This window comes from Candidatus Woesebacteria bacterium, assembly GCA_016700095.1.
Lineage (GTDB): Bacteria > Patescibacteriota > Microgenomatia > UBA8517 > UBA8517.
This window is the reverse complement of the sequence record CP065002.1, coordinates 319633-341096: the sequence shown is the minus strand read 5'-3', so window position 1 is coordinate 341096 and position 21464 is coordinate 319633. Positions and strand designations below refer to the sequence as shown.

General features: G+C 39.6%; 7 protein-coding genes. All 7 read right to left on the bottom strand.

Translation table 11 applies throughout. The features are described 5' to 3' along the window. Positions 1–48: 48 nt before the first annotated feature. The 7 genes from IPM62_01665 to IPM62_01635 all read right to left on the bottom strand — a co-directional run bounded on the left by IPM62_01665 (position 49) and on the right by IPM62_01635 (position 20521). Entirely contained in the window at positions 49–3258 is a 3210-nt protein-coding gene (locus IPM62_01665) for a hypothetical protein (GenBank protein QQS39298.1), read from the bottom strand. Beyond that, positions 3255–4052, bottom strand: coding sequence for a class I SAM-dependent methyltransferase (locus tag IPM62_01660; protein QQS39297.1), 798 nt, complete (start codon positions 4050–4052; stop codon positions 3255–3257). The genes IPM62_01665 and IPM62_01660 overlap by 4 nt, the downstream gene beginning before the upstream one ends. A gap of 6 nt (positions 4053–4058) precedes the next feature. Then, entirely contained in the window at positions 4059–5705 is a 1647-nt protein-coding gene (locus tag IPM62_01655; protein ID QQS39296.1) for a hypothetical protein, read from the bottom strand. 199 nt (positions 5706–5904) lie between these two features. Beyond that, positions 5905–6762: a hypothetical protein gene (locus tag IPM62_01650; protein ID QQS39295.1), complete on the bottom strand. Its 858-nt coding sequence runs from the start codon at positions 6760–6762 to the stop codon at positions 5905–5907. Between the two features lie 267 nt (positions 6763–7029). After that, the gene (locus tag IPM62_01645) at positions 7030–8283 is read right to left on the bottom strand and encodes a glycosyltransferase family 4 protein (GenBank protein QQS39294.1); all 1254 of its coding nucleotides are present in this window, start codon (positions 8281–8283) and stop codon (positions 7030–7032) included. 257 nt (positions 8284–8540) lie between these two features. Beyond that, complete coding sequence (locus IPM62_01640) at positions 8541–9896, bottom strand: hypothetical protein (protein ID QQS39293.1); 1356 nt, start codon at positions 9894–9896, stop codon at positions 8541–8543. 95 nt (positions 9897–9991) lie between these two features. Continuing rightward, complete coding sequence (locus tag IPM62_01635; protein ID QQS39292.1) at positions 9992–20521, bottom strand: glycosyltransferase; 10530 nt, start codon at positions 20519–20521, stop codon at positions 9992–9994. Positions 20522–21464: the final 943 nt, after the last annotated feature.

Here is a 21464-nt window from a genome sequence, read left to right as displayed (position 1 = left end):
CCCGTATACCATTTAAGGCGTTTTGTCAGGTCGCACTTTCTCATTTATTTAATAATCAAAATCCTCATTAACCTTATTGGTAAATACCTTTCTATTTGTAATTTTATGTCCTATGCCGGGTTTAACTTGTGTTAGTTTCGTATCGATTATGGGTTTTAACTTTTCTCCCACACATAAATAAATTAGGAGTATCAAAACTGCACAACTGCTCAGTAACATACCCACGATGGTTGTTAAACCGGTTGAAAACTTCAGAATGATCTCGTCCCCTTCTTTAATTTCCGGTAAAACCATCAACATAAATCCCGGTCCTGCTCTGTAGATATTAATTTTTTCCCTCTTTCCGTTTGCTCTAATAAGATTTGCTTGCCATTTTTCGTATTCTGTTTCTCGCCAATATAAAGTCGATTCTTTGTCCGTGGAAGCGGTAAACTTAAAATTAACCTCGTCCGGGTCCGTACGGACCAAGGTGATGTTTTTGGTTTGCGATATCTCTTCGGTGATATCTCCCTCGCCAAACCATTTTAATAAGTTGCCGAAAAATTGTCCTTCCTCATAATTTTTGTAAGTATTAATGTGTCCCAGTAAGTTTATACCTGTCCAAATTACCTTCCCTTCTCCATATTCCCCTGCCACAACTAACGGTTTGTTGTCGGCTTCCAAAACTACTTTTGCCCATCCGGGAATATCACTTGGAACAGACACTCCCCACGATTCATTTGACCACACTAAAGGTGAAAAAATTTCATCCGACAAGTCGCCGCCAATTTCTTTGTCAACGATTTTAAGTTTACTCGTCTTATCAATATGTGATTCCCACATTAGTCCGTGAACAGGAAAAAAATCGGGAAGATTTTCGCTATTCCAATCGGCATCTTCGTACTGCCATCCACCACTAATAAACACGTTTCCGCCTTCTTTTACAAATGTATCTAAAAGTGCGTGGGCTTTGTTTTTGTTTTTGTACTTATAGCCATACAAAACAACGGTGTCGAATTTCGCCAATTCTTTTTCGGAATAATCGTCTATATTTTCCTTACCAAGTATCAACCAACCGTCTTCGTAATCAAAGCCACCATCAACAGCGGTTCTGAAAACCGGTTCGTAAGCTCTTTTTTCCGCCGATCCGATTACCAAAATCCTTGGCTTTTCTACTGTCCATGAATAAAGCTCAAGTGGACGTTTATTTTTCCACACCCCTGCATCATCAACTTTTTCCCATCTGTCGGAATCATTTTCATATTTTGGTATGAAGTCTAATTTATCTTCAAGGAATAAATATTTAATACCAAACCAATCGGCGAGATTGTTTACATTGCCTGTATTACCTACATTTTCCGAGAAAAACACTTGTTGTTCATAACCCCAATACGGACCAAGTTTAGAAAGCGTTATAGCATATAGATTGATCATGCTAATCTTACTTTCAAGATTCATCGTCTGCACAACTCCGCCCAAGTAAGGAGAAACGTCGATTCGCAGATTGGTGTTATCGTTTTCTTTGATAAAGTTTGAAAAACGGCTGAGCGGGTTTGGCAAATTATTATTTATCGCAATTCGCGGCCATGTTCGAAAATCATATATCTTTGAAAATTGTTCGCTACTTGTAAGGAAATACGAATGTTCACATAACTTTGCATGTTTACCGGCTTTACATTCTTGAACGAAATTTTCAACGTCGGCTTCGTTTATTTTTCCCTCTTCTAACAATGTACAAAAATTATTCGACTCCGTATCGCTATTTTGTAAACACGCCTCAAGCATTTTGTTTACGTCCAAGTTTTGCGTTACATATTTCAAGTCACATGCTTTTTGCCTACCCGGATCACCGGGTTGTAACATTTCACAATAATCAACTGTCGTATTTTTCGCAAACGGATCGCGGGCATCAATTATGTTAGGACCGTACCGCACGTGCGAATTTTTCCACAAACTCACCGGTTTGTTGGCAAGAGCGATTATTAAGTAAACAGCAAGAACCAAAGACAGTACTCCAGACATTCCTGCAACAACTTGCGAAATAAGCAATCTTTTCTTTTTACCTTGTATCCAAAATGTTGATTTATCAAAGACCAGATAAAAAATTCCCCATAGTCCAAACCCTGCAACTACAGGTGTCAACATGCGAATATAAATTAAAATGGCCCGATGGTGAAAAACGAAACCGGAAAATGGAACATACTTGATTACATACCACGCAAGTAAAGGAAACCGGAAAAATACTACCGGTAAAAAAGCCAATATACCTAGTACAACTATAGCGTTTGAGTAAAATAGTGCAATAAATATTCCAACAAGAGCAGGTCCCCAAACAACAGGTGGAACTACGATATTTCTATGCCCTATTCGAAAGTCGGTCACAGGAATTTGGCCCAATCCCAAAAGTGAATCAACAGGTGTCGGATATGTTGCCAGAAATTCTTCTTGTCGATAATTAGAAAGCCCTCCAAAAGGCGTGTTGCTTGAGTAGGAATAAAAATCGATGAGTATAAACCCTAAAAGCATAAGGGTTGGCAGAACGATAAATAACGTAGTTTTAATTGATACAAATAGTTTAAGGTAAATTTTTGTGATTGGAGCTTTGTGTTTGACAAACGCCAAAGAAGCCATGACCGAGACAAGTACAAAAAAACTGGTTGGATGAGTCAGAAATGTTAACGCAAGAAATTTAACCGTACCGACTAAAGCCAACCTGTGTAACCATTTTCTGTTACCACCATAGCTTGATATATAGTAATCAAAAAATAGTAACGTCGGGAAGAAAAACATAAATGAAATTGCCTCGGTGTAAAAGCCCCAATCAACAAGAAATACCCACGAAATGGGAGCTAAAACATAAAGAACGGATGAGATAAGGGCGGCTGGTTGGCTTTTGATTCTCAGCCAAACAAATAGATACAAACCAATTGCACTAATGGGAATAGACAAAAATCCCAACAGTTCGTACGCACCGACATAGGAAAGTGAGGATATTCGTTCAATAAGTATCACGATTGCATATGGTAAATAGGGATATCCCCAAACGGGAACAACTCCCCCGTTTTGAAGTGGATACCACTTGGGTATATGAGGAAAATATTCACCAAACCAATAAATATTGGATAAATGATAAAAAGAATCACTACCCATTACATTGGTTAAATAAGAATTACCCAAAAAATATGCCGTCAATGCCACAATCACAACCCCAACGACAAAAAACACCAAACCCCAAGCACCCTTTGTCAGTTTATAAATTATATGTGCAGTTTTTTTCATTTTTTACTTGCAGTGTAATGAGCAATTTGTCCGGGAAAGTTTTTAAGGATTAATGATTCCACAAAACAGACAGTTGCAAGAAGCGATCTTAATAACGACATGCCAGACTTTCCGGTACCACTGGGTAAATTTTCTATATAGCCTTCAAAGGTATTGTTGGGAAACTTTTTGAAAATAGTTAAAGTCAGAAAATACGAAAAATCCATCAGTTGATAAAAATAATGACCACTGTAATTAACTTTAATGTTTTCAAATCCAGCATCAGAAAAATGTTTAATAAGACTTGTCGTATCGTATCGCTGAACATGTCCGGCGTATTTTTCTTTGGGATTGAGTTTCAATTTAGAAGCTATTCCGTGAATAGTCAGAATATTCCCCTCAATCGGTGTTGCGCAATGAAATACTCCCTTTCGATCCAATACTCTATAAACTTCATTGATCGCCTTGTGTGGGTTGTCAATGTGTTCAAAGACATCAAAGGATACAATCGCTTGGAAGGCATTATTTTTGAAAGGAAGATTACACACATCTGCTTTGACAAAATTTATTTCGTTGCAGATTCCCTTACCTAAATCCAAAAGTGATGTCTCAATATCCGATGCAGTTACTTCCAAGTCCGGACAGTGCTTTTTGATGGACTTCGAAAAAGCTCCCGCACCCGCCCCCACTTCTAAAAGCTTTCCTTTTGTACCTTTTATTGCTTCGAGTGCATATTTTAATCTAAGGGAATTGAAGTACCACGGTGACAATTCAATCTTTTCTATTCCCCAATTTCTAACCACTTGCTTTGCCATATTTCATTAATCGATATTTTCCAATCTGACTTCATAAAAACTTAAATTTCGCGTTTCATCATACTTAACCAGATTAAATATTTCAGGTTCCGTTTTGACTAATCTTTTATAATTTTCGTTATTACCAAAGAAAAATACAAGCCTGATATCTTCTTCACTAAACCAATCAAGCACGCTGTCGCGGTTATATGTCCAGTTGGTAAAGACGTCCTTTTCCAAATAATAAAACGGGTCAAACATCTGCCCGACTATCCTGTCACCTGTAAGACCTTGTTTTTCTACAAGCATATATACTAACGGCGGATAATCCGGAGGCAGAAGTACTTTCCCATCTTTCGTATCTACTTGTGAAAATTCATCAGCAATAGCCGCAAAATTATCCCAGTATTTGTGGGTCGGATCATAATATTTATGAATAGTCATCCATGCAAACTGAGCAATAAACACAATGACAACAACAATTCCCCATCCCAGAACAGAAGTATAAATTGAAGTATGTTTAAGTATTTTTTTCGGTAGAAAATAAAAAAGGATAACTGCAATCGTTAGCCCAAGAAACATATACGGCCAAATCATAATTCTGTCCACCCAGAATCTCGGTAAATACGACAAGAGATACTTCGTCATGCCGATAACGACTCCCCACATAAACCAATTACCCAAACCAAATAATGCGAGCGGGGTAAACCGAGGTCGTTTCACAAGTATCGCAAAAAGCCCAAATAAAGAAACTATCGCAATTGCCCAGTAGATCTTTTGAACCATGAGTTGCTCAAGTGTTGGTGGAATATTTGCCTGCCAATCGCCCTTGGCATTGCCTAAGTAGTTCCACCAAACCGGATAAATCGCGTTGCCTGTCCAATTTAACAAATATTTCATATAAAAAACTATCGGGATCAGATAACCGATGAATAAAAATGTTTTGTCACCCAGATGTTTTTTGTGAGTTAGAAATATCGCCCCGACTAGAACAATCAGACTTAATATCCAATATTCCGCTCGTGTCATCGACGCCATCGCTAATAAACATCCGGAAAGAAGTGGTATTAAAGGTAAGAAATATATCCCCAAAAGCATTAGAAAAATCCCCAAGGGCTCTACCATCCCCGAGGCGTCATTAAATATACCGACAGGATTAAAGAGTGCAAAAACCGCGGCGGCGAGCCCGACTTGATAATTCCAATACCTTCTTCCGAGTAAAAAAATTAGTACGACAGAAAATGACCCCATAACAAGCGACAAGATGCGAAATACCAAAATACTTGTCGAGCCGGTTAACGTAATAAGAAGTGCTCCAATTAAAGGATGCATCAAACCCCAGAAATATTCCATCCCCTTCAGATCCCACAGCCTGAGAAAACCCCTGTCGAAACCGATTGTCTTGGATAAATAGGCAATTTGCCAATGATGATATACGTCTGAGTACCAAACTTCGGCACCTGCATTTTGAGGGTCAGTCACGAAATATAAACTTAAAAATCTAATTGCTACAGCCAGAGAAAAAATAACAAGTGCTGTGAGGACGTTTTTTCTATTGAACTTTTTAGGCTTAATAATCTCATTTTTATGATCGGGATGATGTGCATTCACCGGTTGTCCCACGATCTCTTCTTCGTTTTCATGTAATAACTTATCAAATACTTTCCCGAGCATATAAAGATAATATCAGATGAGGAGGGTTTAGTTAATTGATAGGATTAGAGTTTGCGGAATTGGCATACAAATCTAGTTTGGATAATTTTGTTACCTGAGTTTTTTAATTGTTAATTGTTTCAGAAACCATTAAATAATATCTTCAGGGGGCTCGTCCAAAACTTCTGAAAATTAAAAAATGTGTATGTTAATTTTATTTTTAGTCACCACCTGCTTCTAACACACTATTTACTACTCTTCCTATTTCCTCAGCTGTTTTACTGTTTGCACCACCTGCGTAATTAACCATTAGCCAAATCGGTTCTTTTGTCACACTTAACACAGTTTCCAAGTCACCTTTCAGTGTATCTTCATCCCAACCTTCTTTAACATAAAATCCATTGACAAATTGTGCTTTTTTCCTCCAATCTACACTTGACTTTCTTCCATATACCCGGTTTCGCACATCATTCCCGCTTACGATTGCCAACTTTCTTTGTTCATTTTCTCCTAGCCATTGAGCAATTTCGTCATCACTCATTCCAATTAGCGCATGCATTTCAGCGGTTTGTTTTTGGGTAATTCCGTCATTAATCTTTTGAATATGCTTTCGGGCGGCGTTTTGCCATGGTGTAGCATTTTTTATCCCACCTTCAATCTGCGGCCAATGTGTTACCAATTGAGCATCGGCTATTTGGCAAATCCTTTCGGCAGCAACTATACCCAAGAACGGAACTGAAGTAGAAAGTGTTAAAGGATATCTTCCCAAATATGCTTTCGCTGTATCATTTGCAGCTGGACCAGGATGAGTTAATCTATCATGTGTCCATGGACTGTGCACTGCAACGACATGACTTTGAATTTCATGCTTTCTATAAAACCGATCGTATTCATCTAGAACCGGTAACAGAAAAACGGTTTCTAAAGTAGTCGTCCACCCAGGTATTGGTTCATAAGCTTCATAACCCATAACTTGAGCATCATGTATACGTTCGGTTAATCGTCTTCTGAAATTTCTTCTGTCAGCAGCCATTTGTGCTGCTTCTGTTAAGCCAATTGTTACACTTCTCTCTTTCATAATCGTATTCTACCACCTCGTTGCAAATTAAATTCAACTTACGTGATACGGAGCGTTAAGTAAAGTGGGATTTGAGATCCAGTATTATTCTTTTGTTATCCCCGACTACGATCGGGGATCCAGTGTATTTTTCTGGATTCCCGCGTCCGCGGGAATGACAGACAGGGAGCGGGAATGACAGAAAGGGAGCGGGAATAACAGACAGGGAGCGGGAATAACAGACAGGGAGCGGGAATGACATTAATGGAACTCGTGTATCAATTCGAATTAAATAAGCTCATTAATAACACTTTCAATCGTGTCGATGTGTTTCTCCCAACTAAACTCATTTTTTGTTCTTTTCCACGCCGCCTTCCCCATCCTTGCTCGCAATCTCGGATCGTTAAATAAGGTCAGCATGTGTTTAGCATAATTTTTGATATCATACGGTTTAGCCAAAAGACCGGTAACACCATTGTCCACTGTCACTGTCGGCCCACCGTGATTCCATGCAACCGTTGGTACTCCCCATCCACCGGCTTCCAGTGGTCCAAGTCCGAAATCTTCTTCGGGAGACGGATAACAATAAACTGATGTATGGCGATATAGCTTTTTTAGATCGTCCTCTTTTATCTGTCCCAAAAATATTACTTTGTCTTCAATACCAAGTTTTTTTGCCAATATCTTTAGATTTTTAGTATGATCTGTAAATGGTCCGGGAATCACTAATTTAGCATTTTTGTAAGTTTTCAGAACTATTGCAAGCGCTTCTATTACATAATCAAATCTTTTTTGTGGATCATGTCTATTGGTAATCAAAGCATATGGTTTATTTATTTTTTGACCGGCGATATTTATACTTCCCTTATATACTTGCGGACTTGTCGTTAATAAACTAAGTGGATACGCATAAGCGCCAGCAGGTGCATCAACCGTCTTTTTGGCATAAATATTTTCAATAATATCACCTATATATTTCCCATTAACAAGTAAGTTGTCGGCGTGTTGAATGCTTGATTTATCAAGCCAAGATATAACAGGCCTGAGAGCTTTGTGAAACAATTTAAAAAGCCTATGGTAATCCTTGACCGTTGTCGCCCATCCATATTCCAGGTCAACAGGTCTGGGATATACGACTCTGTTTGGTTGATTAAGATAAACAATATATGGTTTACGAAGTATCTTGGCTATGCAAAATGCTATCCAAGCAGATGGTTGATTAGCTCCAACAAAAATATCCACATCCCGAAAATTGTAGGCAAAAAATGGTGCAAGTAAACTGGAGAGCACCAAATTAAGTGCATATCCACCCGGCAAAAACCTCGTTCGATGTGATATGAAAGTTCTTACATCAAGCTCTCTCACCATGTGTGGAAAACATTTTTTATTATCCAATGTCGGTGCGTAGACAACTACTTCATACTCTTTTTTTTTCAACCCAATTGCTTCTTCCAATACAATTCTTTCTCCACCTCCCGAGTAAATAAAGCCGCAATGAAATATTGCCACCTTTCTTGTAATCTTGTTTTCTATATTTGTCATATCGCAACTGTACACCCTAGGAATGAATACTTCCATATGACATATTTAAGCAAAATGTCGCTTACTATGTCGTTTCGACCCGTAATATTCCCCGCTACATACTTTAATAACCTAAAGCAATGCTTTTAAATAAACTATATCCTCGGATTGTTTTTAAAACCTGAGTGACCAAAAAAATTCCGAAGTTAACTAAACTATATTCTCAACTTCGGATCCAATTATTTTATAAGTTATATAGGTATAACATACACGTTGGGTCAAACTTTATAACTCTTAACTATTTTGCTTTTCTGTTCCTTTCTAGCCTCAAGCGAAACAAATCCTAGTGCCGATACGCTTGAAAACGTAATTATATAACCAAGTATAACAAACGATCCTCTCACTTCATCCCTTGCCATCCAAATTTCACTCTTTTCTACTTGGGACCAGTATCCTAGTACTTTTCTGGGCTGAGAAACATTCTCTTTTCCCAAAATCACACCAACGATAAGCATAACAAGCACAAGTACGGTTGCTGATCTGATTAGTGTTTTACCATTAATGCCTGGTTTTGCTTTATTGATTTTAAGTTCACGCATCGATATATAATCTCCAATTCGGACAAAAACAATACCAATAAAAAAAGCCAAAGAAATTCCCAATTCCGGCACATATCTACTTGGGTGCAGAGAAAATATTCCACCTCCGGCGCTTGAAAGTACCAAAAAAGAAACAAGCAGGAAAAAGGAAACAAACAATGATTGCAATTGCGGTTTTCGATCAAACAATAGATAGCCAAAGGTGGCCAATATTGGTAAAGTAAAAAAGGTCATGGGTATCAATCTCGACAAAGTACCTTTCAAGTCCGAACCCATCGGACCGGTAATTATCCAATATATAAAACCGGGATTGTACCAAAACGATGTCAAGCCAGCACCAATTATAAGCGCAAATATTAATCTCGTCAGTTTCAAGCGCCCTTTTCCCAATAAAACTTCAGAAAACGTTACCACAAGAGAAATTATCAAATAAGTAAGAAGTCCAAATGGTGAAGCCAACGCAATCAAGGCAGTGGTTAGAGAAACAAATATCAAATTTGATGTTTTCCCCTCTTTGATAAACTTATGCATTGTAATCAAAGCAAAAGGAATAATTACAAGTGACGCCATGTGCGCGGAATCTTGTGCCAATAGTGCCGCATTTATTCTCGTCTCAGCAAATGGATAATACGGAAGTGAAATAATTAATATACCCGTTACTGCCGCCAGTTTTCTTTCTGTGAAATGCCTAATAAATACGTACATGGAAATTGGGAAAAACATGAAGAAAAATATGTTAACCAACTGCAAAGCCTTTAAATACGAAACATTAAATACTTGGACAAGTTTTATTGTCAATGGTATGACAGGTCCGGAAAAGGCAGTCTCGTAAGCAAAGGTATCAAAGTATTCAATCACAAGATAAACATTAAGCACAAAAACAATTCCTACAATTAGTATTTCAACCAAAGCATTGCTCCACCAGGCTTTGCGTTGATTTAATTTTTGTCGTGCTTCAAGTATTTTTTGCGTCAGCCTTTTTGATCTTTTGGCGGCAATTGTTTCAGTTTCTTCGGGTATAGCACTTTTTTCCATATAATTTCCTGCACCAAAACGTTTACTTACATTATCACAATTGGTATATGTTTCAAATATATTTGGCAAGCTTTCATATTTGTTGATTTCGCTAATTAGAGTTTTTGTCCGATAATCTTAGTCACCAAATTTTTGGACAATTTTTTACATAGCTTTATCATCCACATTTTTATCTTTTTTCTATGCTTAGGTTTGGTAAAAAGCGGAGATAATAACATTAGAAACCAGATGTTTTCCGGCACCACAATGATATCCCACTCAACAGAGTATGGTGAACCTGATCCATCAGACCACTGAGCAAAGACATTGGTTCCACTTGAGTAGTTACTGGTTAAGTTGGTTGGTTGTGTTTCTGTATGCCAGTCTATCTCCTCTTCTACTCCTACTATCCAGTCACTGGCCAAACTGCACTGTGTTGATATGTCACAAGCTGTGTAGAAGATGTGATTTGTAGATGTGTCTATCCAGATTGCGTAAAGATCACTTGCATCCGTATCATACGAAAGGGATACGTAAGCATCGGTATCACTTGTTCCACCTGCAACTAGGGTTGCAGTTACATCCCATTCCTGGTTTATCTTGTCCCATCTTTTGTAACTTACCTGATCTGTTGATTCATCGTCTACAAAAAGAAGGTGAACATCGTAATTGGTAGTATCAACAACGGCCGATATATTTTTGCTTAATCCACTTGGTACAGTATCAATGCTGTCCTTACTACCACTAGATCCAGTTTCTTCACTTCCCCAAGATATTAGATTGTCATCCGACGAGTAGTAGTCAGCCTTAAGCCAGGCAGCAGAACGAATAATATCCGACAAACGCACCTCATCTATCAGTCCATCAAATTGTCTAGCATAACTGACTCCATCAGTACGGGCTCCAACTACAACAGGTTCGCTTGCATCACTAGTCGGTGATCCCCAAGAAGCACCATCTCCCGTAGTTACAGAAACTGACTGTCCGTCAATAAATAACAACGGACTATTGGTATCAGATGACGAGTCATATGTCGACCCGACGTAACTAAACGAGCCCGTGGGTACTGTGGCAGATGATGTATACCACTGTGCCCAATCAGATGCGGAACCATATCTAAACTCAAGTCTCCTTGAGGAGTTTCCAAGCAAAAATGTCCAGCCGGCATCATTATTTTCGCCTTTGTCAACTATGCGTCCATTATCAAATTCACCAGCATTATTTGGGTTTATCCAAGCAGTTACAGTTCCACCACCGTTCATAATATCATCAATACTACTGTTACTACCCAGATTCACTTTGTCAGCGCTTGGATTGAAATCATCAGATCCATCAATATGTCCTGTTGTTCCTTGCGTAGTAACAGTAATTGAAGTGGAATCATTATTGTTGCTTGTACTATCATAGTGTGTTCCGCTTGTTTCACTAAAATGTTGAACCATTACATAATTACTATCCCATACACTCTCTGCGGGAGTAGAATTGGGATCTCCCACATATGTTGTATTGTCTGCATGGGAGGAATCATAGTAAAGGTAAAGCGTTGTATTTGCGGAACTTGAAAGGGTAAGTGTACTGCTTGACACCCAAAGCCAAGCTTGTTCACTAGCATCATTCCATTTCTCGATCTCGACATATATTTCGCTTACACCATCAGATTTGGTTACGGCAATCTTTTTTCTATTGGCATCGCTTGCAAGTTCATCAAAAACAGTACTTACATCATCGCTTTCCGTTCCCACGGATGATCCTAAAGTTAAAAGTAATGGAAAATGTGTAAGATTGCTGTCTATGTTAGTATTGTCAACTGTAATTTCAAGTCTTTGATCCCATCCTGAAAGCCAATCACTTCTACCCACACAACTTGCCCCATCACTATCTTCCCAGGCAGCGTCACTGTGGTCCCAGACACAACCCTGAAGAAGAGTGTTACTGACAAAGGCTGCATACATGTCTTGGCCATTAAGTGGAACAATGTTGCCAAAGACATTTGCATTTGTTTGGTCAGCTGATACTTGGGATACGGGAACAGTAGAACCAAAGCCTACTCCACTCCAGGTGGCATTACCGGTGTCAGAAGCATCACTTCTTACTGTCTTATACGTATAGTTAGTTCCATTGTAATGTCTTGCTCCCACCCACATATAGTTTGCATCATCCAACGAAATATATGGGTATGAGTAGGTGTCAGATGCTCCTGTGCCATTAAGTGAAACCACATTGGCTTCACTGTCCCAGGTGACTGATGTTGATCCTAATGTCCCGCGTCTGACCAGGATATCATCTGACGTGGTAACTGCCATCCATACATATTCAGTGGTGGTTTCTCCAACCGTGATTGCTTTCCACCAGACAGAAAAGTCATTGGTGTCATATGCCAAGGCAGTAGTAGAACTCCAGGTATCACCACTATCTTTAGAATATTCTATGTCAACTTCATCACCATCATGGTAAAACCTCCAGAAGGTTTCATTTTCATCATCGTAGAATGTCTTTCTTTGGAATGAATGTCCTGTAGCAGAAGAAGATGTAGAACTGGTAACACAATCTTCAAACACCCAGTTGGAATTGTTACCACTGACGTTGGTACCAGAGTAAACTGTAATTGCAGCACTTCCTCCCTGGTCCTGGACCGAAACATCATTCATGTTGAAAGTACCTCCCAAACTAGTCCAACTCCTTTGACTTCCACCTGAAGTTGAGGTGATTGAAATTGCATCAGTTTCTCCGCAAGCGCTTGTTGTTCCCTGCATGGTTACTATGCCACTATTGGCAAAGGAGCCACCAAGGATCACGTCTCCTGTTGAAGTATTACTCCAGATACCATTTGAGGCTACTGATACTGCAGTTGCCCCCTCAACCCGGACATTATATGCTCCTTGCACCAAAGTCCCCGTAGTGAGGGTTAAGGTATTAGTTACCCGTATACCAAAGTTAGTCAAAGTAACGGTATTCCCCGAACTTGCTTTGGATAGTTCCAGGTCGTAGAAATTCTCATTGGTACAAGTACCCACATCGGAACAGTTACTATCTAGGGTAGCAGTAGTTGAAGTATCAAAGACTACCTTTCCACTTCTTTCCACAAAAGTATCATCATTGGTCCAGTTTCCTCCTACGTTAATCTGATTATCTTCTCCACTTACAACATCCACTGTCCCACCTGTTATGGTAAAGTTACCATCCACATCCAGAGGATCTTCAATCTCCCAAGTGGCACCACCTTCCCCATCATTAAAGACAACATTGTTAAATGCTCCACTTCCTGTTGTAACAATATCCTCAGTTGTAGCACCAGGAGCATCAAAGGTGACAGTGGAAGTACTTGAGGTGAAGGTACCAGACTGGGTCCAGGTACCGGAAACGGTAATACTCTCACTTGCTGCAGCTGTATATGTACCTACAATTTTTATATCATCAACTGTAACTGTACCTCCCGGAGCAAAAGAATTCCCTGTCCAAATGTAAAGTTCCTGACCGTCATCCACCGTCAACGTATCAGGTGTACCACTTACTGCACAAAACTGCACATCAGAGTCACCTGTTCCCGAGCTGCAGTCAGTTGTTCCACCGTCAAATTGATTCATATCATCAATGGTCAGACTTCCCGAATTATCATGTCTTACAATCACATGATTTTGGTAAAGATCAAGATTGTCTAAACCTACGCCTGATGATTCTGTAATTACCACAGCCTTTTCAGTTTCTCCATCCAAAAAGACAGTGACAATTGTACCAGCGGCTGCCGTAACTCCCGTAATTTCCCACTCCCCTGTATCCAAACTACAATCCGCGCTATATGTCCCACTTCCATCCACCCTTAAAGCAACATTCCTGTTTCCGCCAGACGAACAATCCAAAGGAGAACTGCCTTCGCCGGTATAAATAATGCCGGAAAAGTCTAAAGCAGCATTTCCTGAAATTTTTACATAAAAGCTTGAACCGGTTGGGGCATTAGCTGTCGATCCGCTTGCTGTTGACGATAAAGTCGGAGCACTTGTTACCGATCCACCAACAATACTATCAACCCTTGCTGTCACAATTTCAAGTGACATGTCGTTTCCCGTTCCTGAGTTAAATGCTGTAGACTGCGTTACATCTCCCCATGTGACATTTGTTGCCGCCATCGCGTGCCCCGAATAAGTATATGCATCAGTATTCATCGTTGATCCAACAATAACCAAATCGTCATCATTTAAATCAATTCCTGTTCCTGGAGCCGACCAACCAGTTCCACCACTATTATCACTTCCTCCATCTGCATCAATTGTCCATGAATCAACATCATCTTTGTGTAGACTTACCATTTGTCCAACAGAGGTTGTTCCCGATGGTATGACCACAGTCTGAGTTCCGCTTGCTCTTTCTTCTACCTCTTTATAAAAAGCAGTCGTCCTGGCATTACCAGCATCAGCTCCGAATGTACCTGATCCACCTGTATATGTTCCCAAACTTGTCCAACCTGTTGGCGTTTCTGGTGTAGTATTATCTGTGTTTCTGCTACCAACAAACATAATTAACATATCCCCGATTTCATTTTCGGGATATGGAACCGCAACAGTTGTAGTTCCCGCTATTTGTGCACCTGCTGATCTTACCCAAGTATCTGTTCGATTAGTGCCTGTACCTTGGCGTATTCGGACTGCCGCTACTGCACCTGATGCTGCAGCTGATTGTGTTAAGTTTACAGTAGGTGTAGCAGAATTTGTTCCTTCCCAAATGAGTGTCACACCCAATCCCACTTCTACGTCATTGCCTGTTGTTGAGGCATATTCGCCATGCTCTCTCACTTCCATCTTGTAGTTAACGCCTGTCGCATTAATATCCCAAGCTGATGTATTGCTAAGATTTCCATTTTGCGATGCAGAAACCAATACTAAATCTCCTTGAGTTAGCCCAATATCTGTGTCCAATGTCCCATTCCAATTTGTCGCATCCCCATCTATCGAATAACCCCCTGCCGACAAACTATAAGCTTTTGTTGATGACCTAACTTGAGTTATCGTTCCCATTACGACGGAAGTCGTCCCTTGTTCCTCAAACCGCTGAGTAGCAGTTCCTTCCGATCCATCGGCAACTTTATAAAACCAATAATTTCTAACAGAACCCGTATCTTCTGCTTCAGGATCTGCTCCATCTGTACCGGTCCATGAACCAAGGCTGGTCCAGCCAGTAGGTGTGTCAACTGTGCTGGTAGATGGTCTAATCACAATATTCGCCAACATTAAGTCCCCTTCTCTTGGATCGGGTTGTCTTAAATCCAAATAAGTGTCAGCAGCAGCCGTCCAAGTCGCAGTTGGTGAAAAGAATCCCATGACAGGTGTTGTAGCTAATGATTGAGCTACACCAATTACTTTAATTATCATGCTCACTCCAGCGGGGTTGTTACCAGAAGTACCATTTGCCGTCATTGTATAGACTGGTGTAACACCAGTTGCTGACCCATCTGTTACTTCTCCATGTCCAAAAGTCATCGTTTGATCATTACCAGTTGAGGAAATTATTTCAGCGTTTTCTCCAAAACCTGTAATTGTTGCTCCGGTTATTGTTAATCCATATCCCGAGTAAGTTCTTGCATCCGTGTTAGTGGTTGACGCAACCAAAACAACATCACCTCCATTTGCACTGTCTACATCAATTCCTGCTTCACCATCTACTTGCCATGCTGTTCCCGCACTACTATCGGCTCCCCCATCCACATCAAAGTTCCATGACCCAGCATCATCCATATGAATACTCACCATTCTTCCAAGTGCCATATCGCCTCCAGAAATGGCAACTACCTGCGACCCAGCCCATCTCGCTTCGGCGCGTTTATAAAAAGCAGTAATTCTCGCATTCCCCGAATCAGCAGCATATGAACCTGCTCCACCGTTATATGTTCCAAGTGAAGTCCAAGTAGCTGGGGTTGTAGGAGTAACCTCAGCATCATCTCTAGTTGAAATCATCATGACAAGCAAGTCTCCAATATCATGATCCGGATATGGCACAGATACTGAAGCAGTTCCAGCTGCAGCTAAACCATTTGACCGAACAAATGTATCCGTCCTTCTTGTGCCTGTTCCTTGGCGGATTCTAATAGCACTCACCGCACCCGAAACAGGCGTCCCCTGTGTAAAAGTAATTACAGGAGTATCTGTATTTGTACCTTCCCAAATCTGCGTTTCGGCTAAGTCAACTTCGATATTATTACCTGTCGTACTTGCAAATTCACCATGTTCCCTAACAGTGCTTTTGACATTAATACCTGTAGCTGTAATGTTTTGGGCGGATGACGCCGAAGGATTTCCATTCTGAGCTCCGGCAATAAGTACAATGTCACCACTAGTTAATCCTATATCGGTGTCCAATGTTCCTCCCCACGTTCCCGTATCGCCGTTTATTGAATAACCACCTGCCGAAATGCTGTATGCTTTTGTTCCCGACCGAAGCAGCATAATATCCCCCATCCAAACAGAAGTCGTACCGTTTTCGGTAAATTTCTGTGTTGCCTCACCCTCACTACCATCTGCTACTTTATAAAACCAATAAAGCCCTACTGATCCTGTATTGTCTGCCTCAGGATCCGCACTGTCTGTGCCCGTCCATGATCCTGCTGCTGTCCATCCAGTGGGTGTATTTACAGTACTAGCTGAAGGCCTTATTGCAATACTTGCTAGCATCAAATCCCCATCCATCGGATTGGGTTGCGATAAATCTAAGTCAGTATCCTCAGCCACAGTCCAAGCTCTTGTTGTGTTGGTGAAAAATCCAACCACAGGACTTATCGCATCAACTGCAATTTGCCATTCTCTTCCTTCCGTAAATCCACCAATACTAACGGGCCCAAGCGTATAGTACTCGGGGCTAATATCAGGTGCATCATATTTATAACCAATCGTATATTTTTCACCCTTGTCCCAGCTGACTAACCATTCAATATATTGATAATCGCCGGCCATCTTCGTTCCCAAGAATTGAGAACTGGCATTTTGTCCCATTTGATATTCACTGAAATCTTCATGTGTGAATTCGGAAACAACAAAATCAGCCGGAACCCTTTCGGAGACGATGCCCGAAAAAGACGATGTTGGGACAACTTGGATAAATACAGGATATTCAAGAGCCGGATAAATTCTAGTCGCCGTCATCCTCTCTATATCAAAGTCGACATAATCCCTTACCTCAAAGCTATCCGCAATTAAATACCTGCCGTTTTTCGTTACCGCAGTCAAAATCATTTCATACACACCCTTGCCAGATACCGTAAAACCGGCTTCATAATCAGGTGTTAGAACCATGTCCTTTTTTCCACACCCTGGCGTCACTTTGATCCTGTCATTTTGTGTCGACAGAGTTTCATCTATCCCCAATTCCAAATTTCTAATTCCTAATTCCAGTTTTGCATCACACACCATCACGCCTTTTTCATCGAGAACCGCCATGGAGATTTTCGCTTCTTCGTTTGTGTGAAAGACTGATTTGTTGGTATTAATTACCAGTACACCCCAGGAAAAATCCTGGACTATGACGTTGCCAAAATTGTCACTCACATGCAAGCTGTAAACTCCCGGCACGACTCTACCTTGAGGATTAATAGTCACATCAAATTTACTTTCGGTGTCCTTCGTTATTTCCACGTCTAATGCTTCGTTTCCGTTTTTATCCAACACTTTAGCTTGAATTGTTTTTGATAACTCTTTACCGATAACTTGATTGAAGTTAATACGCACGCGTTCGACAAGTGCGGTTTTTACATCTAAATGAAAACCCGGTACCTCGTCGACTTTGAAATCACGGCTAAGTCCCGTTATCGAAAAATTATTAGTTTCATTTTCAAAAGAAAAATCCGAAGTATGTTTCGCCTCCCCAGGTGAAACAATCGAGTTTGCATCAAACGCTAAAACACCGTTTCTTCCGATAGGGATATATGGTGCAAAACTTACAATTAACAAAGAAACCGCAACCATCGAAGTTAGGGCAAGTTTACCTACCCACCGTTGTGTTTTTCGCTTTATTGAAAAGGTGTTGAAAATGTTGTTTGCCGTAACCATTGACAAATAATTTGTATCAAGTGAACTGACATTTTCTTTGCCGGGCAAAATTCCGGATATAAAACGATAAAATCTGCCTCTGGCAATCACATCCGTAATTCTTCCTGTTTTAGGAGTTCTAAACCATCCACCCTCTTCTTTCTCGAGGAATCCCTTTAATGATGCATATGCTTGGAATGGAACAACTATATACGAAAGAAGTGTAAAACTTACCAACCCGACATAATCACGATCTTCACTTTCTTCCAAGAAAAGGCCAACTGCGTTAACCAAAGGCAAGGAAAACATGTTGGTAAGGATGAGGCTCCAACCCCAAATAACGGTCCAGAAAGGAAGACGTGCTTGAAAAACTGTTTCCGAAAGTAACCAGGCAAATGTTCCAATTAAAAACAAAAACGCCTGAAGGTAGTAAGGCATGTTGAAAAGAAATTCAATCTTTTCTGCCGCAGTAAGTGGACTTGGGACAAAACACTTGCTGTTTGAACTACCAACAGACTCTTTCTCTTCCCAACTCCCAAATAGAAGTTTCTTCCACATCAGTTTTACATTGTGACTGTGTCCTTCTGCCCATCGCATTCTTTGTCTAATCAAGCGTTTCAAGGTGGAAACGCATTCAGCCGGAGCTTGGATATATGGGGTGTAGACTACTCGATAGCCTTTTTCGTAAAGCTTAAGCGTAAGTTCATAATCTTCTGTAATTGAAGTATCCCAACCAACCTCGGTTAAGGGCGCACGTCTAATCATATATACACTTCCCGAGATATGCTTTAAACCTCCGTAAATTTCTTGACCACTTCTTTCAATTACATAGCTTCCTGCATATTCACTTCTTACTCCCCTGGTTATCCAGTTTTCTGATTTGTTAAGAACATGCCACTGATATCCTTGAACTGCAGCAACATCACTATGTGTATAATCCTCCGAGCCATTGTTTTGCAACTTAAAGTACTTTAAGAAAAGATCAAGCGAATCGGGATATGGTACAAAGTCGGCATCAAAAATGGTAATAAATTCACATCTTGGGTCGACTAAATTAAGCGCTACTTTTAGAGCACCTCCTTTAAATCCGGACCTGCTTGTCCTGTGTAAATGTTTAAGTAAGACACCCGGTCTCACCTCAACTGTTGACAATTCCCAGCCTTCTTCTTTGTTAATAAATATTTTTAGTTTTTTGTTGTCGGGTAAATATTTTTGTTGAAGACTCCTGATTATCTGTGTTGTTTCATCGGTTGAGTCGTCACAAACCAAAACCTCGTAATCGCCCTTGTAGTCAAAATTAATTGCCGCACTAATTGCACGCTCGGCTACATATTTCTCGTTGAAAAATGGTATTTGGACTGAGATGTAAGGATGATTTTTTAGATTTACATGCTCGAGGTTCGGCTCTAAACCACTCTTGCCGAAATTATGGCTTGACCCATTTTTCCCCAATAACCATGAAATAAATTTAGTGGGAGATTTCTCGTCAGCATTTTCTTTCTCATCCTGCGAGTAGGAAAGAACAACGGCTAAGGTTAAATAATATTTCAGTGAGTAGAGGAAGAAAATCCCTCCGGAGAAAAGTGCAACAGTAGCCAGTACCAGGCCTATTCCTTCCGAAAACGAGCTCGCAGATATTAAAATTGACACCCAGTATCGAGTAGTTAAGGCAACAATTAACGAAGATATTGCGGAAAATAAGAAGTGACGTGCAAGTTGTTTATATGATGGTTTAAGATTCGTTTTAATTCTGGACGAAGAAACCGGAGGCGGAGCCGGTGCCAAAGTGGGCATGAACTGCTCCAGGGTACTTCTAACCTGTGGAGAATAGTCCGTCTTCCCTATCACGCCACCTTGGTTTGCAAACCGCTGACGCTCTGTATAAGTAGACAAACCGTTTCGGCTAAGCGTCGACCAAACCGTCCATGACGACACAGGCAGTAGTTCGGCTAATTTGTGAATCGAATAGTCGGGGTGTTTTTTGACAATACTAAGTAGGTGAGCTTCGATTTTTGGATAAACAGCGAAGGGATGTTTCTCTCCCGATACATAAGCATCCGCCAAATCGTATTTTGAAACATCTGATATATTTTGTATCTTTCTGATCCATTGATAAAGCGTCTTTCGCGATATCGCGTAACTGTCAGAAAGACTGGAAACAGTTTCTCCCTGCCTAAACTTGTTAATAATCTCGAGCTTCACATCAGGCATATATCTCCCGGGGCCTGTATAATTAGTGGCAAAACTCTCTCTTAAATCTCTTCTTTCAATCGACATCGACTGTAGAAAGGTATGCACTGCAAAAAATCCAATATCACAGCCTTGCTTTTTTAGTTCATTACTTATAGAGCGCGCTCCCCACTCTGGATGTGCGCTTACAATACGAATAACCTTAGATTTAATAGAACTAACTTTGCTTTTAGGATGATCTTTTCCTTTGACATAAGCATTCACCAGGGCTTTATTTTTATTTCTATTTGCGCTGTTTTTATATCTTTTCAGCCACGAATATAAAGTTTTCCTAGACACTTTATACTTCTTGGCTAGTTTTGTTATTGATTTATTATTACCAATGCACTCCAGAACTATTGTTTCTTTTTCACTTGGAGAATATTTACTTTTACATCGGGCAGACATAAGTGTAACTTTCGTGGCTAATTTAACTATCTATATTGTTACCAACCATACTAACGCATGTCAATGGTGAATATAGGTCAAAGCTAAGGTAATTCTTGCGGTAATTAATGTGCATTTTATTGAGTAAAAAATACATCCAATTAGCCTTATTTTAGCGAGTTTTTAAAAATTTATATTATCTATAGGTTATATTTTATATTCTATTATAGGGTGTTTTCAATTGTGTGCACATTTTTAGGCACGATTTGTCGGATATTTTTCTAAATTGGATGATTATGTCGATTATTGAAGCTGGATACTACTCTTTCTACTGCCAATTCTTGAATACTTTTTAAACTCGAATCTTCTTAATTTGTATTCTAAAGGCCATCTGTGGCTACAAATGACTACTTATATCTAACTGCTACACATAAATATTACCAATTTACTTAGTATTATTTCTAAACAAACTTTCCACATTAAAGTGGATAACTATTTTTCACGATAAAAATATATATAGGTCTTTACGAAGTCAGTATTTGTAGTCATCCTAATGCTTACAGAAATATCTCAAATGTCTAATTGGGTATAAACCTTACTCATATAACAGCCTCATATATTGCCATTGCTAAATATTTACCGTTACTTATCAAGTGTGATAAACAAAAATATCTGCTGTCTACGCAACTTAATATAGGTATTTATAGCAAAGATAACATAATTTATATGTAAGATATAATGGATATAGCTATAATAATATCTGACTAAAATATTATATGAATACTAAGTATATAAATCTTAACTTATATAATATATGTATATAAAAAGTAATCAACAAATATGTATTGTATTATCATGGAATCAGTAAACAATTAGAGCGGTTTTATCAATACTCTCTTGACGCTTTTATGTAATCAAGTTAGTATGATTATATTAACCAAAAAAGTAACGGATAATATTTTGC